We start from the raw sequence: 23,273 nt of genomic DNA, 5'->3' as shown, positions 1-23,273 counted from the left end.
CGTCTTAACCTTTCCAGAGTGCATTTCGGTCGACCAGAAACCGGTTCGACAACGGCAAGCTTGCGGCACCCAAAGCGCGCGCATCGCTGCCAATGGTACCTACGCGTATATCGGGAACATCAATTCCGGGTAACGCGCTGCGTTTAAGTTGCGCAACAGTGCGCGCGACAAGCGCCTCACGCAGGTGATCCGGCATCCAGCCGTCAATCACAACGCAATCGAATTCGATCAAACAAACAGAACCGGCAATCACATGGGCCAGCCCCTGTGCTGCCCCGTCCAGCCAGTGCTCCAGCAAATGCGCGGGAACAGTCCATTCTTGGCTATCCCCCCAGATTTGATCGCTGTTTCCGCCCTCGTTCAGCAGCGCCTTTTCCAGCGTCGCCAGCGAGGCCAGATCGACAAGCTGTCGCATCTGACCATCGCCTGACGGAACAGGAGCCGATCCTAGCGCCGCAGCATTGCCCGTGCGCCCGGTGTAAAGTGCGTTGTCCAACACCAGTCCGCCGCCGACAAAAAAGCCTACGAAGAAATAGAGAAAATTACGTGGTTTGTCCTGATCACCAAAGACCAGCTCTGCACCGCAGGCAGCCGACGCATCATTTTGCAAATAGACAGGAACTTCCAGTCTCTGCGCGATTTCTACGGCGACATCGCGGTCTTGCCATGCGGCCATCTGAGCAGGGTCAACCTTTAGTGCATCGGCCCATTCCCACAGCCGATAGGGCATGGCAATGCCCAGCCCCGCCAGCCGTTTGCGATGCTGCACAGGCAGTTTACCCAGCAGCTGTGTCATGGCTTTTTCAGCAAAACGCACAACGGCATCAGGTTCGGGAAAACGATGCGAAGTCTGCGCGCGCCCCTGAACACGGCCCAGAAAATCCACAAGGATCATTTCCAGACTGCGTCTTCCAATCTTCAGCCCCAAGAAATAAGCGCCCTGAGCCACTAGCCCCATTGGCACCGAGGGTTGCCCAACCTTACCCCGGATCGGAGCGCCTTTTTCAAGCAGACCATCCGCTTCAAGCGCGCGCATGATCACCGATACGGTCTGGGCCGACAGGCCTGTCATCCGGGCAATCTCGGCCTTGGGCAGCGGCCCCATCTGACGCACAAGCGTCAGAACAAGACGCTCGTTATGGGCGCGCATTCCGCTCTGGTTTGAGCCGCGCACGGCGTCACCGTGCGCCGCCGCCTCGCGCGGGGGATCTTGATTTTTAGCGTTGTCCATGACCGATTTGACTGACCTAAAACGGATGCGGCCCACACATTCTCCCTTTCGGGGAACTATGTCAATATTAAATAAATCTAATTTACTTATTGAGGGCTATGCCTTTGATACAAAGGACATTCGTTAGATCTCAATCAGAATCACCAACGCCAGCCAGCCGCTGATTTCGCCGATTTGTTGGGCGCCCCCCATCACATCCCCGGTCTGGCCGCCGATCTGGCGCATGGCAGTCATTGCAACTAGTCCGCTCCCCAAAACCGTTGCGACAACCACGCCCAAGCCGGTGCCGAAGGGCAGCAGCAGCACAGACAGCATCCCAGCCAGTGTAAGTGCAGCAGCGACCGCCAGCGGGGCGGGGCGCGCGGCGCCGTGACCCAAACCATCCGTGCGGGCAGGCGGCAAGGCATATAGCCAAAGCGCCATCATCGTGCGGCTGATGACAGCAAGGGTGATCATTGCGGGCAGAACAACTATGGGGTTGGCCACGCTTTCGATGGCGGCAACACGCAACAGAATGGATAGTATCAGCGCGGCAACCCCATAGGTCCCGATCCGGCTGTCACGCATGATCTCTAGCTTGCGATGACGGCTCTGTCCGCCGCCAAAACCGTCAGCAAGATCAGCAAGGCCGTCTTCATGCATCGCGCCCGTGACAAACAGGCCCACCGTTAATGACAACATCGCCGCCAAAACCGGTCCAAACCCAACGGCGAAAGCCGCGCCATAGGTCAGCGCAGCCAGCCCGCCGACCACGGCCCCGACAATGGGCCACGCCCATACGCTTTGCGCCATAGAGGGTACCTGCCCCTTGATCCGCCCCGCCGGAAGCCGGGTCAGCAGCATCAAAGCGATGCGCAATTCAGACCAGCGGGCAGTCAGGTTCATGCGTCGGAAACTCCGGCCTCGGCAAAGGTGGCCATGCCATTGTGGCACGCCAGAGCCGAACGCAAAATGCCCAGCGCCAATGCCGCGCCAGAACCTTCGCCCAACCGCATATCAAACGACAGCACCGGCTCTTTGCCCATAGCATCAAGCAATAAGCGATGACCCGGTTCAGCACTGGCATGACCGACAAGGCAATGATCCAAAAGAGCAGGGTCCGCACCAAACAGGGGGGCGACCGCCGCGGTACAGATAAACCCATCCAGAATTACCGGAATGCGTTTGGCCCGCGCGGCCAGAACCGCTCCGCATATCGCAGCCTGTTCGCGTCCTCCCAAAGCCGCCAAAAAGGCGGGGAAATTTCCTTTCAGCGCATCGTGCTTGGCCAGACCGCGTTCAATCGCATCAACCTTACGTGCGACACCCTGTGCATCCGACCCGGTGCCGGGACCGACCCATTTGGCAGCCCCCCCACCAAATGTTGCACACGCCAGCGCGGCCGCGATGGTAGAGTTTCCAATGCCCATCTCACCCAGCACCAAGATATCCGCAGACCCATCCACGGCCTGAGCGCCACGCGCCATGGCCTCTAACGTTTCGGCCTCGCTCATGGCAGGACCTTGGGTGAAATCGGCAGTGGGGCGGTCCAGATCCAGCGCAACGACCGACAGCTGTGCGCCATTTACGGCACATAATTGGTTGATCGCCGCGCCACCGGCTTCAAAGTTCGCCACCATCTGGGCGGTAACCTCTTGCGGATAGGGGTTCACGCCCTGCGCGCAAATACCATGATTGCCGGCAAAAACGACGGCCTGCGCGGTGTCAATCTTGGGGCAATCCACCCCCTGCCACGTCGCCATGAACGCAGCCAGTTCCTCAAGCCGCCCCAGACTTCCCGGCGGTTTGGTCAACTGGTTCTGTCGGTCTTGGGCGGCCTGTCCGGCGGCGGTGTCTGCCGCGGGCAGGCTTGCGCTGATCGTGGTCAAATCGCGCAACGCGGTCAGTGTGAAAGAAGTCTCAGTCATTCGGTTTTACCTTCATCGGCAGGCCACAGACGGCCATGTAAACTTCGTCGGCCTGGGCGGCGATCATCTGATTCATCAGCCCCGAGGCGTCGCGGTAGCGCCGTGCCAGCGCGTTTTCAGGGACGATTCCTGCGCCCACTTCATTGGTCACGAGCACCACCGGGTCTATGAGTTCTGGCAAGGCCAGCGCCAAGGCGTTCACCTGGGCCTCCCAGTCCATTTCAGCGAGCATCATGTTGCTCAGCCACAGGGTTAGGCAATCCACCAGACGCGGGCCTTGACCATCTGTTTCTTGCAATATTTGCAACAGGTTAAATGGTTCCTGAACATCGTTCCATTCAGCGCCGCGTCGTGCTTGGTGCAAGGCCACACGGGCGCCCATCTCGGCGTCCCTCACCTCGGCTGTGGCAACGTAAACGGCAGGCGATCCCAGCGACAATGTATGCCGCTCGGCCAGAGTGCTTTTGCCGGAACGCGCCCCCCCTGTGTATAAAATCACCTTGCTCATGAGGCGCAGAAAAAGCAGATATGGGCGTCGTGTGGAAGGGGTAATTCGGCTATGCAGGCACAGCCCGGCGCGGAGTTGACGCTGATACGGCACGCCCCGGTGCAGGGCGATGGCCGCGTTTATGGCCGTCGCGATCTGCCCGCTGATTGCAGCAACAAGGCGGGGTTTGACGCGCTGCGTGCGATGCTTTCTAGGCCCGAGCGCTTGATCGCTAGCCCGGCCCAAAGGTGCTTGCAAACCAGCGCACAGCTCTGGCCCGGCCTGACACCCGAGACACATGCGGACCTGTGGGAGCAAAGCTTTGGCGCATGGGAGGGTCTGCCCTTTGGAGACATCCCAGATATTGGCCCGTTAAGCGGTGAACTGTTGGCCGAACACCGCCCGCCTGAAGGGGAAAGTTTTGCCGATATTTGCGCCCGCATATCCCCTATCTTGAACGATATCGCATTGCGAGGCCCGGCGACCATTGTCGCCCATGCCGGCACGGTGCGCGCCGCTTTGGCGCTGGCAATTGGTACGGTTGCACCCGCTTTGTCGTTCGATGTGAAACCACTGTCTGTCACGCGGATAACCCTTCTGCCCGGCGGCCAGTTTGTCATCGGGGGGGTAAACCAGTGCGCAACAGCCCCCTGACCGCCCGTATCGCCGGCCATTTCGGAGAGCTGATCCAGGGCCGCATCGGAGAAAATGGCCCCGTTGCGTTGCTGACACTGCCGTGCCCCGACCTCTGTGTGACGGCGCAGTTCCAACCCGATCGCCACCTGCGCCTGTTCAGTCAACAGCGGCTTATCACTCCGGCACAGGCGCGCACATTTCTGACAGGTCTGAACGGCGCATTTGGACGGTTTCGTCTGCACGCGCAAATGCCTGCCGGTGGCGGCGCCGGGGCCTCAACCGCCGCTCTGGTTGCTCTGGCGCATCTGGCTTGTCGGGATGTGACGGCCAAAGAGATCGCGCAAGCCTGTATCGCGACGGAGGGCGCCAGCGATCCGCTTATGTTGCCCCGGCCCGAACGTGTGCTTTGGGCCTCGCGTCGAGCGCAGGTTCTGGCCCAACTGCCGCCCCTGCCCCGGTTCGATGTGGTTGGTGGTTTCTTTGGTCCGCCCCGGCGCACCCGACCGGTCGATCATAACTTTGCCGATGTATCGGACCTTGTGGCCCGTTGGCAGCGCGCGCCCGACCTTGAAACACTTGCGCAGGTCGCCAGCCTGTCCGCCCAGCGCAATCTGGCCCTGCGCGGTCCAGCGCAAGACCCGACCGAAAGCTTGGCGAAACGACTTGGGGCTTTAGGCCATGTCATCGCGCATACCGGGTCAGCGCGCGGATTGATCTTTGCGCCGGGCACCGTGCCGCCATCAGCCAAATCAGCGCTGCGCCAAAGTGGGTTTCGGCAGGTTGTACAGTTTCGCGCCGGGAGCACCAGATGACCGGTGCGCTGGCAATGCTTGTGGCGTTGGTACTGGATGCGCTGATTGGCTGGCCCGACGGCCTGTTCAAACGCATCGGCCATCCCGTAACCTGGCTGGGACGGGTGATCGGCGCACTTGAAACCCGGTTGAATGACGGCTCAGCCAAACGTCGCCTTATCATGGGGGCGCTGACCAGCCTACTTACGATCGCTTGCGCCACGATACCCGCCATCTTGATTGTGGGTCTGGTCCCGTCCGGATGGGAGGGAGCCATCTTGGCCGGGGTGCTGGCTTGGCCGCTGGTCGCGGCGCGCTCCATGCACAGCCATGTTTCCGCTGTCGCGCGACCTCTGGCCCAAGGTGATCTGGCTGCCGCGCGCTTCGCGGTGTCGATGATCGTTGGACGCGACCCGTCGCAGCTGGACGAACCCGCCGTCGCCCGCGCGGCGTTAGAAAGCTTGGCCGAGAACACCAGCGACGGGATTGTCGCGCCGCTGTTCTGGGGGCTGGTCTTTGGCTTGCCCGGCATCGCCGCCTATAAGGCAATCAACACGTTGGACTCGATGATCGGGCATCGCAATGACCGCTACGAGTATTTCGGAAAATTCGCCGCGCGATTGGATGATGTGGTCAACCTGATCCCCGCCCGTCTGACGGGGGTGTTGTTCGCGCTGACCTCGGCACGGCCAATATCTGCCCTGCGGCAGATGGCGAAAGACGCCAGCCAGCACCGATCGCCCAATGCCGGCTGGCCCGAGGCCGCCTTGGCAGGTGCGCTGAACCTGCGCTTGTCAGGCCCGCGCAGCTATGGCGACACCGTCCTCTCCGAGCCATGGGTGAATGGCGCTGCGCCCGACCCAAGCCCCAGCGATCTGCACCGCGGATTGCGCCTTTACCTGCGCGCAATGGTTGCGCTGGCCGCCTGTCTGGGGATATTGGCCCTGATCTAAGGGGGCATACATGCGCGATCACGGTGGAAATCTGGACGGGGCGATGGCCCGCTTTGGCGGCGATCCCAGCGATTGGATCGACCTTTCAACCGGGATCAATCGGGTGCCCTATCCCATGCCCGATATTCCGCCCGCGCGTTGGCAAAACCTGCCCACCAAGGCGGAAATCGCCGCCCTGTGTGACGCGGCCGCGCGGGCCTATCGCACCCAGGCACCGATCTTGCCGCTGGCCGGGGCGCAAGGCGCGATCCAGCTGATCCCGCAGCTGCGCATTCCGGGCGAGGCCCGCGTGTTGGCGCCAACCTACAACGAACACGCCGCCAGCCTGAGGGCTGGAGGATGGACGGTGCAGGACGTTCCGACGCTTAAGGACCTACATGGCGCGGATCTGGCGGTGGTGGTGAACCCGAACAACCCGGATGGTCAAACCTTTTCCGCCGCTCAACTGAAAGCCCTTCGGGATAAAGTCGGACTGCTGGTGGTGGACGAAAGCTTCGCCGACCCGCGCCCCGATCTATCAGTCGCATCGATTGCAGCCGATAAACCGGGGCTTTTGGTGTTGCGATCCTTCGGCAAATTCTACGGGCTTGCCGGACTGCGCCTGGGGTTTGTGCTGGGCCACGGTGACGACATCGCCAAACTGGCCGAGGCCGCCGGACCGTGGCCGATCTCGGGCGCAGCCATTGAAATTGGCCTGAAAGCGCTGGCCGACACGCAATGGGCCGCCCAAACAACGGCGCGCCTGCGCTCGGAAGTCCCTCGGATCGACGTCATCGCGGCAGGCGCGGGATGGGACAGCGCGGGGGGCGGCGAGCTTTTCAGGCTCTATGCCACGCCAAACGCCGAAGCCGCGCAAGACCGCTTGGCCAAGTCCCACATCTGGAGCCGCATCTTCCCCTGGTCACCCAGCCTGATCCGGCTGGGCCTGCCTGGTACGCCCGCTGAATGGGCAAGACTAAAGGATGCGCTGGATTAAAACTCCACCCCGGCTTGCCCTTTGATGCCGGATCGAAACGGGTGCTTGATCAGCTTCATCTCGGTCACCAGATCAGCAATCTCGATCAGCTCTTCCTTGGCATTGCGCCCAGTCAGGACCACATGGGTCATCTCAGGCTTTTCGTTTTGAAGAAAGTCGACAACCTCTGTGATGTCCAGATAATCATAGCGCAGGGCGATGTTGATCTCGTCCAGCAACACCATGCGAATTTCAGGATCGCGGATCAGCTCTTTGGCCTTGGCCCAGCCCTTTTCGGCCATTGCGATGTCACGCGCCTTGTCCTGAGTTTCCCATGTAAAGCCCTCGCCCATGGCGTGGAACTGACAAAGATCGCTGAAATTGCCCTCGAGCAGGCGGCGTTCACCCGTGTCCCACGCTCCCTTGATAAACTGCACGACGGCACAAGGCATTTCATGGGCGACGCACCGCAGAATCATCCCGAACCCGGACGAAGATTTCCCTTTGCCCGCGCCGGTGTGGACGATAACCAGACCTTTCTCGCCCTCCTTGCGCTCCATCATCCGATCGCGCGCGGCCTTCTTTTTCGCCATTTTTGCGGCGTGGCGGGCTTCTTCATTGGTCGTATCTTCGGTCATCGTCCGGTTCCTTTGCTTGACAAGGCACGTGGTTTTGCCGCACTGGAAGGCGCGTTGGTTCCTGTCTTAGGACAGGCGAAGAGGGAATGCGATAGGCCTTTGGCCCCAAACGGGACCGGGTTGAAACGCAGCCGCCCCCGCGACCGTGACCGGAAAGGTCGCCTGATCACTGGCTCTGTTGCGCCGGGAAGATGGGCAGACCGCCGGGGCAACCGCCCTGATATCCGCAAGCCGGGAGACCTGCCAACACACGGATTTGAACGGGCGATCGGGGTGTGTCGCGGCCGGGTTCGGAGGATGCCATCTGATGCATGCCCGATGTCCAGCCCCCCTAAGCCAAAGCAAGGGATCGGCTGCATGGCCAAGGTAACGCTAACTGTCTGTACGACCTGCCGCCGGATTGCCGGTGGGGAACCTGTGGCCGAAGAGCCGCGCCCCGGCAACCGCCTGTTGGACGCTCTGCAGGCAAGCGGTCTGCCCGACAACGTGACCGTAAAACCTGTTGAGTGCCTGTCCGCCTGCACCCGCGGCTGTTCGATTGCGCTTAGCGGTGGTCCGGCGCGCTGGACCTATGTGTATGGCGACATGGACCCAGACCAGCACGCCCAAGACATCATCGACGGTGTCAGCGCCTATGCCGCTTCGCAGGACGGGATCGTGCCCTGGCGCGAACGGCCCGAAATCTTTCGCAAACAATCCATCGCCCGCATTCCCCCGCAGGAGTAACCATGTCCGATCTGTCAAAAATCCCCGTCACTGTCGTCACCGGCTTTCTGGGCGCGGGTAAAACCACGCTGATCCGCCATTTGATGTCCAATCCGCAAGGCAAACGCCTTGCCGTACTGGTCAATGAATTCGGCACCGCCGGGGTGGATGGCGACATCCTGAAATCCTGCTCGGATGAAAACTGCCCGGCGGAAAACATCGTCGAGCTGGCGAACGGCTGTATTTGCTGCACTGTCGCCGATGATTTCATCCCGACGATTGAGGCCCTGATGGCCCTGCCCGAACAGCCCGATCACATCCTGATCGAAACCTCAGGGTTGGCCCTGCCCAAGCCGCTTTTGAAAGCCTTTGACTGGCCGGCGATCCGCTCGCGCATCACTGTGGACGGTGTGATTGCGCTCGCTGACGCCGAGGCCGTCGCCAGCGGCCAATTCGCCCCCGATCTGGACGCCGTCGCGGCCCAACGCGACGCCGACGAGTCGCTGGATCACGAAACGCCCCTGTCCGAGGTGTTCGAAGATCAGGTCTCCTGTGCCGATATTATCCTGCTCTCCAAAGCCGATCTCGCGGGCGAAGACGGCATCGCCAAAGCCCGCGCTGTGATCGAGGCCGAGGCCCCGCGCCCTCTGCCGATCCTGCCCATGACCGAGGGTGAAATCGACCCGCGCGTCGTGCTGGGCCTGAACGCCGCCGCCGAGGATGATCTGGAGGCCCGCCCCAGCCATCACGATGGCCATCACCATCATGATCACGACGATGATCATCACCATGATGATTTCGACAGTATTGTCGTCGAGTTGGGTGAGGTGTCTGACCCCGAAGCCCTAAGCGCTTCGATCGAACGTCTGGCCAAAGAGCAAAGCATCCTGCGTGTCAAAGGTTATGTCGCGGTGTCGGGCAAACCGATGCGCTTGTTGGTGCAGGCCGTCGGTGCACGCGTCCGTTCGCAATTCGACCGCCCATGGGGCGCTGAGCCGCGCCGCACGCAATTGGTGGTGATCGCTGAACACGACAACATCAACGAAGCCGCCATCCGCGCCGTACTGGAGGGCTGATCCTGCATGCATGTCGTCTTTCGCGAAAGCCATGGGCTGGGGGAAACAGACACCCCGCAGGATTTGGGGCAAACGCCCGCAGATCTTGTGGTGCTGTCGTTTTCCGACAGTGATCTTGGCGCTTTCGCGGCAGGATGGCATCGCGCCGACGGTAAGCTGCCCACCTTGCGGCTGGCCAATCTTGTGGCGCTGAAACACCCGCTTTCGGTGGACACCTACGCCGAGCAAACATTGGTCGGCGCCAAAGGTGTTTTGGTGCGGTTGATCGGCGGCGAAAGCTATTGGCCTTATGGGCTGGCGACGTTGCAGGACATGGCCCGGAGGCAAAGCATCGCACTGGCCGTGTTGCCCGCCGATGGCCGCCCCGATGCGCGGCTGGATGAACTTTCCACCCTGCCTGTGTCTACCCTGCGCCGGTTGCAACACCTGTGCGACGCAGGCGGGGCGGTTGCCGCGCAAGCCGCTTTGGCGCAACTGTCCTTGGCAGCTGGATTGTATGCCGCGCCCGTGCCCGGGTCTAAAACCGTGCCCGAGGCTGGGTTCTATGACCCCGATCATGGCGTGATCGACCCACCGGAACCGGGTGGAAAACCGCTGGCACTCGTCACCTTCTATCGGTCCTACCTGACTGCGGCTGACACCAGTCCGGTGGATGCGATGATCGCCGCCTTGCGCGCCCGCGGATTTGACGCCTATGGCGTCTTTGCGGCCAGCCTCAAGGCGCCGAACTCGGCCAAATGGGTGCGTGATCAGATCACGCGGCTTTCCCCCGATGCCATCATCAACGCCACCGCGTTTTCGGCGCAAGGTGGGGATGGGTCGCCTTCACCACTGGATGCGGCTGGCTGCCCGGTCTTTCAGATCGCCCTATCGACTGCGCGCCGCAAGGATTGGGCCGAGGCAGAACGCGGCCTTTCCCCAGCTGATTTGGCCATGCATGTGGTACTGCCCGAGGTCGATGGCCGTATCTTCACTGGCGTTGCCAGTTTCAAATCCCCCGGCAAGCGGGATCCTGATCTGGAATATTCACGTTTTGCCCACCGCGCCGATGCCGACCGGATTGAGGCCATAGCAAACCGTGTTCAAAACTGGCACCGCTTGTCCACGCTGGCAGCAGCAGAGAAACGCGTGGCGCTGGTCCTGTCGACCTATCCGGGCAAAGACTATCAGCTGGCCCACGCTGTCGGGCTGGACGCGCTTGCCTCAACCGAGGCCATGCTGGCCGATCTGTCAAAGACCGGACATGAGGTCCGCCCGCAAACTGATCTGGGCCAAAGGCTGACGCGCGAAACGCTGTCATGGGACTTGGCAGACTACGAGCAGGCGCTCAAAACGCTGCCCCCCCTTCTGCGCGACGACCTGACGGCGGCTTGGGGTGATCCGGTCGATGACCCGCTGTTTAGCGGAGGTGCGTTCCACTTTCCTGCCCTGCGCGCGGGGAAGGCGCTGATTGCATTGCAACCCGAACGCGGCGATGTGCAGCAGCGCGATGACGACTATCACGATCTGTCGCGCACCCCGCGCCATTCCTATGTTGCGTTTTACCTGTGGCTGCGCGCGCAATCTGATGCGCTGATCCATATCGGCGCGCATGGCACGCTGGAATGGCTGCCCGGCAAATCTGTTGCCCTTTCGCATGACTGCTGGCCCGAGGCGCTGACCGGCGATCTGCCGGTGATCTACCCGTTCATTGTCAATGACCCCGGCGAGGCTGCGCAGGCCAAGCGCCGGATTGGCGCTGTCACCATCGGCCACCTGCCCCCACCTTTGGCCCAGACCAAACTGCCCGAAGGCTTAGGGCAGCTGGAACATCTGCTGGATGAGTATTCGACCGCCGATGGTCTGGACCCGGCGCGTCGCGATCGGCTGATCGCCGACATCCGGGCCGAGGCCCAAGGGCGCGGCGTTGAGGCCGATCTGGACATCCCCGCAGACGCCAACGCGGCCGAGGCCATCACCCGGATCGACGCGTTCGTGTGCGACATCAAGGAAAGCCAGTATTCTGACGGATTGCATGTGTTTGGCACAGGCGACTGCGGCGCGTCTGAACAGGCGGGTCTGACCGCCGCGCTTGCGGGCCGGTTCGTGCCGGCCGGTCCGTCTGGCTCGCCGTTTCGCGGAAGATCCGATGTGCTGCCCTCCGGGCGCAACCTGTTTACCACCGATCCACGCGCCGTACCTTCGCGGGCGGCGCATGCCCAAGGTGTGAAACTGGCGGAAGAGCTGCTGCGCCGCCACCTTCAGGACCATGGCGACTGGCCCAAAGGGCTGGTGATTGACCTGTGGGGGTCCGCCACCATGCGCACCGCAGGCGAGGAATTCGCCATGGCGTTGCACCTTGCCGGTCTCGCGCCAAAGTGGGACGAAGGCTCGCAGCGCGTATCGGGGTTCGAAGTTGTGCCATTGGCTCTGTTGAACCGCCCACGGATTGACGTGACCCTGCGGGTATCGGGCCTGTTTCGCGATGTCTTCCCGGGGCTTGCGCAGATGTTCGAAGCCGCCTCAGCCGCCCTGGCCGAGCGCGAGGAAGATCGTGCCGACAACCCCTATCTGGACGCCACCCCGCGCGTCTTTGGCCCGAAGCCCGGTCAATACGGGCTGAATATGACCGCGCAGCTGGAAGACTATTCTGAGGAGGCCCGTCAGGCGGCGGGCGAAGCATGGTTGGCGGCTTCATCCCACGCCATCGACGCAAAGGGGCGGATCGCCCCCGCGCGTGATGCACTGGAAGCACGGTTGCAGGCCGCCGACAGTTTCGTACACCTGCAGGACCTGCCTGAAACCGATGTGCTGATGGCCTCGGATTATGCCGCGCATGAGGCGGGGTTCGCCGCGGCCATGGCGCAGCTCGGCGCACAGGCGCCGGCGCTTTACCACATGGATGCCACCCGACCTGACGCGCCGCGCGCAAGGTCGCTGGCCGAGGAAATCGCCCGCACCGTCCGCGCCCGCGCTGCCAACCCCGACTGGCCCAGCGGCATGATGCGCCACGGGTTTCGGGGCGCGGCCGAAGTCGCCGCGACGCTGGATCATCTGGCCGCCTTCGCCCATCTGGCGGGGGTCGTCAGCCCGCATTTGTTTGACCTCTATTTCGAGGCCACGCTGGGCCGCGACGATCTGGTCGACTTCATGCAGGAGGCCAACCCGCAAGCCCTGCAAGCCCTGCGCGACCGCTTTGCCGCCTTGCACGCGGCGGGGCTGTGGCAAACCATGCGCAACTCCATCACCGCCGGGTTGGAGGCTCAGCCATGAGCGCCCCACAAATCAAAGGTTGGTGCCCCGGCGCCCTGCGTCCGATGGCCTCGGGCGATGGGCTGGTGGTGCGCGTACGCCCGCCTCTGGGAAGATTGAACGCAGTTCAAGCGCATGGTCTGGGCGAAGCGGCCCAGCGCCTTGGCACTGACGTGTTGGAAATGACCACGCGTGCGAACCTGCAAATCAGAGGCGTGGCCAATGCCAGTCTGCCCGAACTTCATGCCCGGCTGCGTGATCTGGACTTGTTGGATTCCAGCCCGGAACTGGAAGCGAAACGCAACATCATCTTAAACCCGTTTCGCAACGCGCAAGACCTGCATCACGAAGCGATTGCAGCCGCCTTGACCAAGGGCTTGTCTGCACCCGATATGCCCGCGCTACCCGGAAAATTCGGCTTCTTGATCGACGTGGCCCCCGGCCATCGCCACTTGTCGGGTATAAGCGCCGACATTCGGATCGAAAGCTCGGGGGAGGGGTTCATCGTACGTGCCGACGGCGCGGACACGGGCCGCCTGAGCACCTCGGTGGCAGACGCGGTCGAGATCGCCCTGCAGATGGCGCGCTGGTTTATCACCTCGGGCGGGGTTGGCGCGGATGGCCGCGGACGGATGCGCAATCATCTCGCCCATGGCGCGCAGCTACCCGCCGATCTGGTGGGGGATGCGCACCCCAGCCCTGCTGCGCCCAAGGCCAAACCCGGTCTGGTTGCTCACGGCCTTTGCGTGGCTGCCGCCTTCGGGCAACTGCCTGCAACCCATCTTGGCTGGCTGGCCGATCATGCCCCCGGGGGGGTGGCGCTGACCCCTTATCGGATGGTCCTGCTGCGCGGTGCGACACGTCTGCCCGATACCACTGATCTGATCACCGATCCCGATGCCGCGGTGATGAATGTCTACGCCTGCACCGGCGCGCCCGGTTGCCCGCAGGGGCTCGCGCCAACACGCGACCTGGCCCGCCAGTTGGCCACGTCTCTGCCCTCTGGCAAAACCCTGCACGTGTCAGGTTGCGCCAAAGGGTGCGCCCACCCCGGCAAAGCTGACCTGACCCTGACCGCCACAGGGCAAGACCAATTTGACCTGATCCAAAACGGCCGCGCCGATGGCCGCCCAATCCGCTGCGGGCTAACCGCCGCGCAGCTGATCCAAAACCCCGAAATTCTATCCCAAGAAGGCCCCTGAATGCCCCACAGCTATGAAAAGAACGGCGCAGCGATCTATGCTGAAAGCTTTGCCACCATCCGGGCCGAGGCTGATCTGGACCGGTTCGACCATGACGAAGAACCTGTAGTCGTGCGGATGATTCACGCACTTGGCTTTGTCGGGTTGGAGGAACATGTGCAGTTTGCTGGCGGCATGGCCACGGTGGCGCGTCAGGCGCTTAAAGACGGCGCGCCGATCTTGTGCGACGTGCGCATGGTGTCCGAGGGCATCACCCGCCCCCGCCTGCCCGCCGACAACCAAATCATCTGCACGCTGCAGGACCCTCGGGTGCCTGACTTGGCGAAAGACATGGCCAACACCCGTTCCGCCGCCGCGTTGGAGCTTTGGCGCCCCCATTTGGACGGTGCTGTCGTGGCAATCGGCAACGCGCCCACGGCCCTGTTTCACCTGCTGAACATGCTCGAAGACCCGGATTGCCCGCGCCCCGCCGCCATCATTGGCTGTCCGGTGGGCTTTGTTGGCGCGGCGGAATCGAAAGAGGCCTTGATGCAGGACCTGCCCGTCCCCTCGATGATCGTGCAGGGACGGCTGGGAGGCTCGGCCATTACCGTCGCCGCCGTCAACGCGCTCGCCAGCCGGAAGGAATAAGCCATGGGTAAAGTCATTTGTGTCGGGCTTGGGCCCGGCGACCCCGAACTGATGAGCGTCCGCGCCGACAGATTGATCCGCGGCGCACAGGATGTCGCCTATTTCCGCAAGGCTGGCCGCGCCGGGCAAGCACGTCAAATCGTCAACGGGATGGTGCGCGAGGACGCCCGCGAGCACGCAATGGAATACCCGGTCACCACCGAAATTCCACTGGATGATCCCGAATATAACCGGATCCTCTCGGCGTTCTACGAAGACTGGGCCGACCGGCTTGAAGCCATGGCCAAGGACCGGGATGTGATCGTGCTGTGCGAGGGTGATCCGTTCTTCTACGGCTCGTTCATGCATCTGCACAGCCGTCTGCAAGGTCGGGCCGAGGTTGAAATCGTACCCGCCATTACCGGCATGTCAGGCTGCTGGACAGCGACGGATCAGCCGATCACCTGGGGCGACGATGTGCTGACCGTGCTGATGGCGACCTTGCCCGAGGATGAACTGGCCCGCCGCGCCGCCGACACTGATGCGCTGATCGTGATGAAAATTGGGCGCAACCTTCCCAAGCTGAAACGGGCGCTGGAAACCGCAGGCCGTGCGCAGGACACTTGGTTGGTGGAACGCGGCACGATGCCCGGTCAGAAAGTCACCCGCCTGTCTGAAACAGAAGGTCCGGTGCCCTATTTCACCATCGCCGTCATCCACGGCAACGGACGGCGCCCATGAGCGGCTGGGTTGCAGTTGCCGGGCTTGGCCCGGGCGATGACGCGCTGATCACGCCCGAGGTGCAGCAAACGCTGGATCAGGCCACCGACATTGTTGGCTATTTCCCCTATGTCGCACGGGTCGCGCCGCGTAAGGGTTTGACCCTGCATGCCTCGGACAATCGGGTAGAGCTGGACCGCGCTGCGCATGCGTTGCAAATGGCCGCAGAAGGGCGCCGCGTAGTTGTAGTTTCGTCAGGCGATCCGGGTGTGTTTGCCATGGCATCGGCCCTGTTTGAGGCCTTGGGCAGCGGCCCTGAAGAATGGCTTGATCTGGACATCCGCATTCTGCCGGGCATCACAGCGATGCTGGCAGCAGCGGCCCGTTTGGGCGCGCCATTGGGGCATGATTTCTGCGCGATCAATCTTAGCGACAACCTGAAACCCTGGGACCTGATTGAACATCGTTTGCGCATGGCCGGGCGTGGCGGATTTGCGATGGCGTTTTACAACCCGCGTTCGAAGTCTCGCCCGCGTCAGTTTGGCCGTGCACTGGATATTCTGCGCGAAGAATGCGGCGGCGACACCTTGATCAGCTTTGCCCGCAACGTGTCGAAGCCGGATGAGACGCTGAACACGGTGACCCTATCCGCGGCCACCGAGGACATGGCCGACATGCGCACCGTTGTGATTGTCGGCAATGCCCAGACCACCCGGTTGGGGCGGTTTGTCTATACGCCGCGGTCGGCCCCATGACCCAGCCACGCCATCACATCAGCGACGGTCGGCAAGACACGCCTTGCGGGCACCTTGGGACGGTCGATCAGGATGACCGGCAGGCCCAGCGCTCGGGCGGCGTCCAACTTGGCGCGCGCGCCTTTGCCGCCACCATTCTTGGCGACGATCAGGTCGATGCGATGATCCTGCAAAAGCGCGGTGTCCTGGGCCACTTCAAACGGACCGCGCGCCACGACGGCGTCATAGCTGGGAAGCGGGATCACACCGTCGGGCGCGTCCACCAACCGCAGCAGATAGTGATGCTGGGGCTGCACGGCGAAATCAGCGATGTTCTTCTTTCCGATCGCCAGAAAAACCCGTTTAGGATCGACCGGAAGCGCTTGCACCGCGGCGGTCATGTCGGAAACGTTTGTCCAAATGTCACCCTGTTCGGCGCGCCAGGCAGGGCGCTCAAGCGCGCACAGATCGACGTCCGTCTCGGCGCAGGCGGCAATGGCGTTGGTGCTCATACCCGCCGCAAATGGATGGGTCGCGTCAACAACATGGGTGATACCTTCGGTGGTCAGATAGGTCTTCAGCCCCTCTACGCCGCCAAACCCACCGACCCGCGTCGCAAGGGGTTGCGCGACAGGCGACTTGGTGACCCCCGCGTAGGAAAAAACAGCGTTCATACCGGCCTCGGACAAGGCACGGGCAAGGCGGCTTGCTTCGGTTGTGCCCCCCAAAAGAAGGATGCGTGGCATGTGTGACCCCTGGCTAAGCATCATCGGTATTAACGAGGATGGCCTGAACGGACTGTCAGACGCAAGCCGTGCGGCGCTGTCGGGTGCCGAAATCGTGTTTGGCGGCTCGCGCCATCTGGAACTGGCAGGTGTCGGCGACAAAGGCCGCCCTTGGCCAGTGCCATTCTCGGTTGAACCTGTGTTGGCGCTGCGCAATACCAAGGTGGCCATTTTGGCCTCGGGCGATCCGTTCTGGTTTGGCGCTGGCGGGTCCATCGCCAAACATCTGAAAGCTACTGAATGGCGCAGTTACCCTGCGCCCTCGACCTTCGCGTTGGCCGCCTCGGCTCTGGGTTGGCGGCTCGAGGAAACCCTGTGCCACGGCTTGCACGCCGCGCCATTTGAACGCTTGGTTCCGGTACTGTCCGCCGGGGTGAAGGTGATCTGTTTGCTACGTGATGGCGATGCGCCCAAAGCGTTGGCCGCATGGCTGACCGACAAGGGCTTTGGCCCGTCGCCCCTTTATATCTTGGAATGTCTGGGGGGGTCGCGTGAGCGTATCCGGACCACCACCGCGCAAGATTTCGATCTAACCAACACATCCGCCCCTGTTGCGGTCGCAATTGACTGCGCGGGCGCCCCCGGCCTGTCGCAAGCCAGCGGTTTAGAGGATGATCTCTTTGCCTCGGACGGGCAGATCACCAAACGCCCCGTGCGTGCGCTGACACTCTCGGCCCTCGCGCCGCGCCCCAAGGAAACACTGTGGGACATCGGTGGCGGCTCTGGGTCGGTAAGTGTTGAGTGGTGCTTGGCAGCGTCAGGTGCAGAGGCCGTAACGATTGAACTTCGTTCAGACCGCTGCAACAATATCCGCGCCAATGCCGAAAACTTCGGCTTGTCGCACCGGATCAAAGTGGTCGAAGGCGCGGCCCCAGACGCCCTCGCCCATCACCCCGCTCCTGATGCGGTTTTCATCGGGGGTGGTGCATCCAAGGAGATGTTGGACGCCCTTTGGCACATGCTGCCGCAAGGAACCCGGATCGTTGCCAATGCTGTGACGCTAGAGACCGAAACCCTTCTGACCAATTGGCATGCCACCAAGGGGGGGCGCCTGATGCGGTTCGAGATTGCCGAGGCCACGCCGCTGGGTCGAATGCGCGGCTGGGACCGCGTCCGCCCGATTGTGCAATGGAGTGGGACCCGATGAAGATCGCCGGTATCGGATTTCGCGCTGATGCGCCGGTTGCCTCGCTGCGCGAAGCGCTAGAGATGGTCGGCCCGGCAGACGGTTTGGCGACGATCATGCCCAAGGCCGCGGCAGATGTGATCGTAACATTGGCACAAGAATTGAACCTGCCTTTGCTGCCTGTGACCGAAGCTCAGATTCAAGGTCAGAATACCCTGACCCAATCGCCCCGCATTCAGGCGCGTTTTGGCACCGGATCGCTGGCCGAGGCCGCCGCCTTGGCCGCTGCTGGCCCCGGCGCGCGACTGCTGGGCCCCCGCAAGATATCAACTGATGGCATGGCCACCGCCGCCATCGCAGAAGGACCCGAAACATGACCGTCCATTTCATCGGCGCCGGACCGGGCGCGGCTGACTTGATTACGCTGCGCGGGCGCGACCTGATCGCGGCCTGTCCAGTGTGTCTTTATGCCGGGTCGCTGGTGCCCGAAGCCTTGCTGGACCACTGCCCGCCCGGCGCGCGGATCGTGAACACCGCGCCCCTGTCGCTGGATGAGATCATCGCCGAGATCAAAACCGCGCATGCGGCTGGCCAAGACGTCGCTCGACTGCATTCGGGTGATTTGTCCGTCTGGTCCGCCATGGGTGAACAGCTGCGCCGCTTGCGGGCCGAAGGCATCCCGTTTGACGTCACACCCGGCGTTCCGGCCTTTGCCGCCGCCGCCGCGGCGTTGGAATCAGAACTGACCCTACCGGGCGTCGCGCAATCTCTGGTGCTGACCCGTACGTCGGGCCGGGCCAGTGCAATGCCCGAAGGCGAAACACTGGAAAATTTTGCAGCGACTGGGGCAACTCTTGCGGTCCACCTGTCGGTACATGTGTTAGAGGACGTCATCGCACGTCTGACCCCGCATTATGGCGCCAACTGCCCGGTCGCGATCGTCTGGCGCGCCACATGGCCCGATCAACGCGTCGTACGCGCAACGCTGGCCACATTGGAAGACGCAACCGGCGGCGAGCGCGGCCGCACGGCTTTGATCCTTGTCGGCCCGGCATTGGGGACTGAAGACTTCGATGAAAGCTGTCTCTATGCGGGCGACTATGATCGTCGCTATCGCCCCGTCGGCACCAATCCGCGCTTTCCGGAGGGCCAAGAATGAGCCTTCCACCCGGACTTCTGATCTCGGCCCCGGCGTCGGGCACTGGGAAAACCACCCTGATGTTGGGCTTGTTGCGGGCGCTCACCGATCAGGGCGTGACCGTGCAACCGTTCAAAAGCGGGCCTGACTACATTGACCCAGGCTTTCACCGTGCGGCTTCGGGGCGGGCCTCTGTGAACCTTGATAGCTGGGCGATGCGTGAAGAGCTGATCGGACAGTTGTTGCAGGCCGCCAATGGTGCCGATCTGGTGCTGGCCGAAGGCTCGATGGGCCTGTTTGACGGCGTTGCCCAACCCGGTGCTTTTGGCACCGGAGCCAGTGCTGATATCGCCGAGCTGGCCGGATGGCCGGTGGTTCTGGTGATCGACGTCTCTGGTCAGGCGCAATCCGCAGCCGCCGTGGCCAAGGGATTTGCCCTGATGCGCCCCGAAACGAAGCTGGCCGGTGTGGTGTTGAACCGTGTCGCCAGCCCACGCCACGAAGCGTTGGTGCGCAAAGGGATGGACGATGCCGGAATCACCGTACTGGGCGCCCTGCCCCGCAATACATCCATAGAAATGCCCGAGCGCCATTTGGGGCTGGTACAGGCCGAAGAACACACCAAGCTGGATCAGATTATGGCGTCGGCAGGGGCCTTTATCGCTGAACATATCGACTTACGGCGCTTGCGGGCCGCGGCACAGCCGACTTTGGCGCCTACGGCACCTGCCGCTCGGGCAAAGCCCCCCGGCCAACGCATCGCGCTTGCCCGGGATGGGGCGTTTTCCTTTGTTTATCCGCATCTTCTGGACAGCTGGCGCGCGGCAGGGGCCGAGATTTTACCGTTCTCACCGCTGGCCGATCAGGCGCCCGATCCCAGCGCCGACATCTGCTGGCTGCCCGGTGGCTACCCTGAACTGCACGCCGGGAAACTGGCTGCGGCCACTGCTTTCCGCGCAGGGCTGCGCGCCTTTGCCCAGACCCGTCCGATCCATGGAGAATGCGGGGGCTACATGGCCATGGGCACCGCCTTGATCGACAAAGAGGGCATCCGGCACGAAATGGCCGGATTGCTTGGCTTGGTGACCTCTTACCAAAAACGCAAGATGCACCTTGGATATCGTCAAGCAGAACTAAAAGCCCAGATGCCCGGGCTTGAAACCGGAACCCGCCTATGCGGGCACGAGTTCCATTACTCGACCATTGTCGAACAACCCGACGCACCTTTGGCCCGGGTGCTTGACGCCAACGGGGTGGAAGTGCCAGAAACCGGCTCTTGCCGCGGACTGGCCAGCGGCACGTTCTTCCATCTGATCACGGAGGCCGTATGAGCGGGTTTGTCAGTTTCGTCTCCTCTGGCCCCGGCGATCCAGAGCTGTTGACGCTTAAGGCGCTTGACCGTCTGAAAAGCGCCGATGCGGTGCTGTATGACGATCTGTCGGCAGGGCCCATTCTGGATCATGTCGGGCCGGATGCTGATCTGGTCGGTGTGGGCAAGCGCGCCGGGCGCCCCTCGCCCAAGCAAGACCACGTGAGCCGGTTGCTGGTGGATTATGCGTCCCAAGGGGGGCGTATCGTGCGCCTGAAATCGGGTGATGCGGGCGTTTTTGGCCGTCTTGAAGAAGAAACCACAGCCTTGCGTGCTGCTGGCATCAAGTTTGAGATCATCCCCGGGGTCACCGCCGCCAGCGCTGCCGCCGCGGCGGCAGGCATTCCGCTGACCCGCCGCCTGACCGCGCGCCGCTTGCAGTTTGTCACCGGTCACGATGTCACCGGTGCCTTGCCCGAAGAACTGAACATTGCCGCGCTCGCCGATCCCGAAGCAACCACTGCCATCTATATGGGCCGTCGGACCTTTGCGAAGCTGGCCCAGCGTTTGATCGACGCCGGTCTGCCAGAAGACATGCCCGCGATGCTGGCGCAGGGGGTCTCTACCCCAGAGCAATCGCTGCATCGCAGCACCATGGCTGCTTTGGTCGACGAAATCGACGCCAACACCAGCGACGCGCCGGGGCTGATTCTGTTTGGCCCTTTGGCAGATGAGGATTGACAAACACCGCTTTGTAACCCACCACAGACGTCACGGTTCCATGGGTGCAAAGCGCCCCGGATGAAAAGGGAACACGGTGCGGTGTAGCCAACAGGCGCCAAACCCGTGACTGCCCCCGCAACTGTAAGCGGCGAGCCTCCAGAGAAACCACTGGCCCACAGGCCGGGAAGGGCTGGGAAGGCATTGACCCGCAAGTCAGGAGACCTGCCGTAAAGGGCCTTGATGCCCGCAACCTATTTCCGGCCCAGCCGGAGCAACACATGATCCGCCGTCGGGTGTGACGGCATGGAGGAAAGAAAAATGCATATCGAACCCGGAATCGTTGATGGCGCGAAGATTGCGCTCAGCTATGCCACCGCCGCCGGCGCGGCCACTTATGCCGTGAAGCGCGCGGTTGAAACCATCCGCCAGTCGGGCCTGCCCGCCCTTGTGCTGCGCACGGTGATCTCGACCGTGCTGGTGTTCAGCTTCTTTCAGGTTCTGCCGCACTATCCTGTGGGCGTATCCGAAGTTCACTTTATCCTCGGTTCGACCCTGTTCTTGATGTTCGGCGCGGCACCCGCCGCCTTTGGTCTGGCCTTGGGACTGCTGGCGCAGGGCGTATTCTTCGCCCCCTTCGATCTGCCGCAGTACTTCATCAACACCACCACGCTGCTGGTGCCTCTGTTTGCTGTTCAGGCGCTGGCCAAGCGCATCATCGCGCCCGGCACGGCTTATGTTGACCTGAAATACAGCCAAGCTCTGGCGCTTTCGACGGCGTTCCAGGGTGGTGTTGTGGCTTGGGTCGCCTTCTGGGCGTTTTACGGTCAGGGCTTTGGCGCTGCGAATGTCGCCTCGGTTCTGTCCTTCGGCGGCGCTTACATGCTGGTCGTGATCCTTGAGCCGCTGGTTGATCTGGCTGTTCTGGCTGGCGCGAAATCGCTGCGCGGCCTGTCGCGCACTTCGCTGCTGACACCGCGTGTCTACAACGCGGCCTAAGCGTCGTTTGATCCAATCTGACACGGCCCCGACCAGCGCGGGGCCGTGTTGCATTTGAGGTCCTGACCATGATCACTCTGACCCTTGTAGGCATCGGCTCTGGCAATCCGCAGCACCTGACTTTGCAGGCGATTGAGGCCTTGAACAGCGCTGATCTGATACTGATCCCGCGCAAAGGGAAGGGCAAAGACGATCTGGCCGGGTTGCGGCGTGATATCTGCACGCAGGTGCTGCGCGATCCCGCCCCACGTCTGCATGAGTTTGACCTGCCGGTGCGCGACCCCAATACACCCGACTATCGGCAACGGGTTGACGACTGGCATGACGCCATCGCCACGATTTGGCAGCGCGAAATCGTGGCCCAGCTGCCCAAAGGCGGCAATGTCGCTTTTCTGGTCTGGGGCGATCCGTCGCTGTATGACAGCACGTTGCGTATTGCCGAACGTCTGAAGTCGCAGATGGCCTTGAATGTGCAGGTCGTCCCCGGCATTACCGCGATTCAGGCACTAACCGCAGGGCACGCTATTCCGCTGAACGACATTGGCGCGCCCGTGGTAATCACCACCGGTCGTCAACTTCGTGACAACGGGTGGCCCACCGGCGCGGATACTGTTGTGGTCATGCTGGACGCAGGCGGTGCCTTTGAGACATTGGATCCGGTCGGCATCGATATCTGGTGGACCGCCTATGCCGGGATGGAAAACGAAATCTGCCTGCACGGCCCGCTCAGCGAAGTAGGTCCGCAGATCGTGACTCGCCGCGCCGAGGCGCGGGCCGACCATGGCTGGATCATGGATATCTATTTGATGCGGCGCGCCTGACTGCGGGCCCACCCCCAAACAAAAAAACCGGCGCGAAATTCCGCGCCGGTTTTCCGAATTTATCTGTAAACCTAAGCTCAGGTCTTTTCTTTGCGGGCATCTTCGCGCCAGTTGACCCAGCCGCCTTCGGGCGCCTTTGAATCTACGCTTGGGGCCTCGGGTTGCTGTGCAGAAGCTGCTTGAGGCTGTTGCTGCTGGCCAGCACCGAATGCACCCCCAAAACGCCCCTGCCCAAAGCCGCCCTGGCCCTGACCGCCACCAAAGCCGCCACCCTGACGTCCGGCAAAGCCGCCTTGGCCCTGACCGCCGCCGAAGCCACCGCCCTGACGTCCGGCAAAGCCGCCTTGGCCCTGACCGCCGCCGAAGCCGCCGCCCTGACGCCCGGCAAAGCCGCCCTGGCCCTGACCGCCGCCGAAGCCACCGCCCTGACGTCCGGCAAAGCCGCCCTGGCCCTGACCGCCGCCAAAGCCGCCGCCCTGACGTCCGGCAAAGCCGCCTTG

The 23,273-nt window shown here is 62.6% G+C and carries 25 protein-coding genes and 2 riboswitches; of the genes, 19 read left to right on the top strand and 6 right to left on the bottom strand.

What is annotated here, in order from left to right; translation table 11 throughout:
• Positions 1-4: 4 nt before the first annotated feature.
• The 4 genes from ATO10_RS12800 to cobU form a co-directional block, all read right to left on the bottom strand.
• Positions 5-1,150 carry an ROK family transcriptional regulator gene (locus ATO10_RS12800; RefSeq protein ID WP_155886766.1) on the bottom strand — a complete coding sequence of 382 codons (1,146 nt, stop codon included), beginning with the start codon at positions 1,148-1,150 and terminating at the stop codon, positions 5-7.
• A gap of 204 nt (positions 1,151-1,354) precedes the next feature.
• Complete coding sequence (gene cobS / locus ATO10_RS12795; RefSeq protein WP_035252195.1) at positions 1,355-2,116, bottom strand: adenosylcobinamide-GDP ribazoletransferase; 762 nt, start codon at positions 2,114-2,116, stop codon at positions 1,355-1,357.
• On the bottom strand, positions 2,113-3,138 hold the full coding sequence (gene cobT, locus ATO10_RS12790; RefSeq protein ID WP_035252194.1) for a nicotinate-nucleotide--dimethylbenzimidazole phosphoribosyltransferase: 1,026 nt from the start codon (positions 3,136-3,138) through the stop codon (positions 2,113-2,115). Before cobT ends, cobS begins: the two co-directional genes overlap by 4 nt.
• Positions 3,131-3,646: a bifunctional adenosylcobinamide kinase/adenosylcobinamide-phosphate guanylyltransferase gene (gene cobU / locus ATO10_RS12785; RefSeq protein ID WP_035252192.1), complete on the bottom strand. Its 516-nt coding sequence runs from the start codon at positions 3,644-3,646 to the stop codon at positions 3,131-3,133. Before cobU ends, cobT begins: the two co-directional genes overlap by 8 nt.
• 51 nt (positions 3,647-3,697) lie before the next feature.
• On the opposite strand from cobU, the gene ATO10_RS12780 reads away from it, so the two are divergent.
• The 4 genes from ATO10_RS12780 to cobD are packed head-to-tail and all read left to right on the top strand — an operon-like array spanning position 3,698 to position 6,981.
• Positions 3,698-4,279, top strand: coding sequence for a histidine phosphatase family protein (locus tag ATO10_RS12780; RefSeq protein ID WP_035252185.1), 582 nt, complete (start codon positions 3,698-3,700; stop codon positions 4,277-4,279).
• Complete coding sequence (locus tag ATO10_RS12775; protein ID WP_035252182.1) at positions 4,261-5,073, top strand: hypothetical protein; 813 nt, start codon at positions 4,261-4,263, stop codon at positions 5,071-5,073. The genes ATO10_RS12780 and ATO10_RS12775 overlap by 19 nt, the downstream gene beginning before the upstream one ends.
• On the top strand, positions 5,070-6,005 hold the full coding sequence (gene cbiB / locus ATO10_RS12770) for an adenosylcobinamide-phosphate synthase CbiB (protein ID WP_035252180.1): 936 nt from the start codon (positions 5,070-5,072) through the stop codon (positions 6,003-6,005). The genes ATO10_RS12775 and cbiB overlap by 4 nt, the downstream gene beginning before the upstream one ends.
• Before the next feature lie 10 nt (positions 6,006-6,015).
• Positions 6,016-6,981, top strand: a complete 966-nt coding sequence (gene cobD, locus ATO10_RS12765; RefSeq protein WP_035252177.1) for a threonine-phosphate decarboxylase CobD — start codon at positions 6,016-6,018, stop codon at positions 6,979-6,981.
• Here the strand turns inward: cobD and cobO are convergent.
• Entirely contained in the window at positions 6,978-7,598 is a 621-nt protein-coding gene (gene cobO, locus ATO10_RS12760; protein ID WP_035252175.1) for a cob(I)yrinic acid a,c-diamide adenosyltransferase, read from the bottom strand. The two genes, cobD and cobO, sit on opposite strands and share 4 nt — an antisense overlap.
• A gap of 38 nt (positions 7,599-7,636) precedes the next feature.
• Positions 7,637-7,860, top strand: a riboswitch (cobalamin riboswitch).
• Between the two features lie 95 nt (positions 7,861-7,955).
• Between cobO and ATO10_RS12755 the strand changes: the two genes are divergently transcribed.
• The 7 genes from ATO10_RS12755 to cobJ are packed head-to-tail and all read left to right on the top strand — an operon-like array spanning position 7,956 to position 15,896.
• On the top strand, positions 7,956-8,324 hold the full coding sequence (locus tag ATO10_RS12755; protein ID WP_155886765.1) for a DUF1636 family protein: 369 nt from the start codon (positions 7,956-7,958) through the stop codon (positions 8,322-8,324).
• A gap of 2 nt (positions 8,325-8,326) precedes the next feature.
• The gene (gene cobW, locus ATO10_RS12750; RefSeq protein WP_035252170.1) at positions 8,327-9,379 is read left to right on the top strand and encodes a cobalamin biosynthesis protein CobW; all 1,053 of its coding nucleotides are present in this window, start codon (positions 8,327-8,329) and stop codon (positions 9,377-9,379) included.
• A gap of 6 nt (positions 9,380-9,385) precedes the next feature.
• On the top strand, positions 9,386-12,631 hold the full coding sequence (gene cobN, locus ATO10_RS12745) for a cobaltochelatase subunit CobN (protein ID WP_035252168.1): 3,246 nt from the start codon (positions 9,386-9,388) through the stop codon (positions 12,629-12,631).
• Positions 12,628-13,812, top strand: coding sequence for a hypothetical protein (locus ATO10_RS12740; protein ID WP_035252167.1), 1,185 nt, complete (start codon positions 12,628-12,630; stop codon positions 13,810-13,812). Before cobN ends, ATO10_RS12740 begins: the two co-directional genes overlap by 4 nt.
• Positions 13,813-14,442: a precorrin-8X methylmutase gene (locus ATO10_RS12735; RefSeq protein WP_035252165.1), complete on the top strand. Its 630-nt coding sequence runs from the start codon at positions 13,813-13,815 to the stop codon at positions 14,440-14,442.
• A gap of 3 nt (positions 14,443-14,445) precedes the next feature.
• Positions 14,446-15,162, top strand: coding sequence for a precorrin-2 C(20)-methyltransferase (gene cobI / locus ATO10_RS12730; RefSeq protein WP_035252163.1), 717 nt, complete (start codon positions 14,446-14,448; stop codon positions 15,160-15,162).
• Positions 15,159-15,896, top strand: a complete 738-nt coding sequence (gene cobJ, locus ATO10_RS12725; RefSeq protein WP_035252162.1) for a precorrin-3B C(17)-methyltransferase — start codon at positions 15,159-15,161, stop codon at positions 15,894-15,896. The genes cobI and cobJ overlap by 4 nt, the downstream gene beginning before the upstream one ends.
• Here the strand turns inward: cobJ and ATO10_RS12720 are convergent.
• Positions 15,872-16,621 (bottom strand): cobalt-precorrin-6A reductase, encoded by a 750-nt coding sequence (locus tag ATO10_RS12720; protein ID WP_035252160.1) that lies wholly within the window; start codon positions 16,619-16,621, stop codon positions 15,872-15,874. The genes cobJ and ATO10_RS12720 overlap by 25 nt on opposite strands.
• On the opposite strand from ATO10_RS12720, the gene ATO10_RS12715 reads away from it, so the two are divergent.
• The 8 genes from ATO10_RS12715 to ATO10_RS16540 all read left to right on the top strand — a co-directional run.
• Positions 16,620-17,807: a bifunctional cobalt-precorrin-7 (C(5))-methyltransferase/cobalt-precorrin-6B (C(15))-methyltransferase gene (locus tag ATO10_RS12715; protein ID WP_035252159.1), complete on the top strand. Its 1,188-nt coding sequence runs from the start codon at positions 16,620-16,622 to the stop codon at positions 17,805-17,807. The two genes, ATO10_RS12720 and ATO10_RS12715, sit on opposite strands and share 2 nt — an antisense overlap.
• The gene (locus ATO10_RS12710; protein WP_202898663.1) at positions 17,804-18,163 is read left to right on the top strand and encodes a cobalamin biosynthesis protein; all 360 of its coding nucleotides are present in this window, start codon (positions 17,804-17,806) and stop codon (positions 18,161-18,163) included. Before ATO10_RS12715 ends, ATO10_RS12710 begins: the two co-directional genes overlap by 4 nt.
• Positions 18,160-18,945 (top strand): precorrin-4 C(11)-methyltransferase, encoded by a 786-nt coding sequence (gene cobM, locus ATO10_RS12705; protein WP_035252156.1) that lies wholly within the window; start codon positions 18,160-18,162, stop codon positions 18,943-18,945. Before ATO10_RS12710 ends, cobM begins: the two co-directional genes overlap by 4 nt.
• Positions 18,942-20,255 (top strand): cobyrinic acid a,c-diamide synthase CobB, encoded by a 1,314-nt coding sequence (locus ATO10_RS12700; protein ID WP_035252154.1) that lies wholly within the window; start codon positions 18,942-18,944, stop codon positions 20,253-20,255. The genes cobM and ATO10_RS12700 overlap by 4 nt, the downstream gene beginning before the upstream one ends.
• The gene (gene cobA / locus ATO10_RS12695; RefSeq protein ID WP_035252152.1) at positions 20,252-20,974 is read left to right on the top strand and encodes a uroporphyrinogen-III C-methyltransferase; all 723 of its coding nucleotides are present in this window, start codon (positions 20,252-20,254) and stop codon (positions 20,972-20,974) included. The genes ATO10_RS12700 and cobA overlap by 4 nt, the downstream gene beginning before the upstream one ends.
• 17 nt (positions 20,975-20,991) lie before the next feature.
• Positions 20,992-21,200, top strand: a riboswitch (cobalamin riboswitch).
• A gap of 74 nt (positions 21,201-21,274) precedes the next feature.
• On the top strand, positions 21,275-21,952 hold the full coding sequence (locus ATO10_RS12690; RefSeq protein ID WP_035252150.1) for an energy-coupling factor ABC transporter permease: 678 nt from the start codon (positions 21,275-21,277) through the stop codon (positions 21,950-21,952).
• Positions 21,953-22,020: 68 nt separating this feature from the next.
• On the top strand, positions 22,021-22,773 hold the full coding sequence (gene cobF, locus ATO10_RS12685) for a precorrin-6A synthase (deacetylating) (protein ID WP_035252149.1): 753 nt from the start codon (positions 22,021-22,023) through the stop codon (positions 22,771-22,773).
• 179 nt (positions 22,774-22,952) lie between these two features.
• The coding region (locus ATO10_RS16540; RefSeq protein WP_202898662.1) for a hypothetical protein at positions 22,953-23,273 on the top strand (321 nt) is incomplete at its 3' end.

The sequence above is a fragment of the Actibacterium atlanticum genome (assembly GCF_000671395.1).
Classification (GTDB): domain Bacteria; phylum Pseudomonadota; class Alphaproteobacteria; order Rhodobacterales; family Rhodobacteraceae; genus Actibacterium_D; species Actibacterium_D atlanticum.
This window is presented reverse-complemented; position numbering and strand designations above follow the sequence as displayed.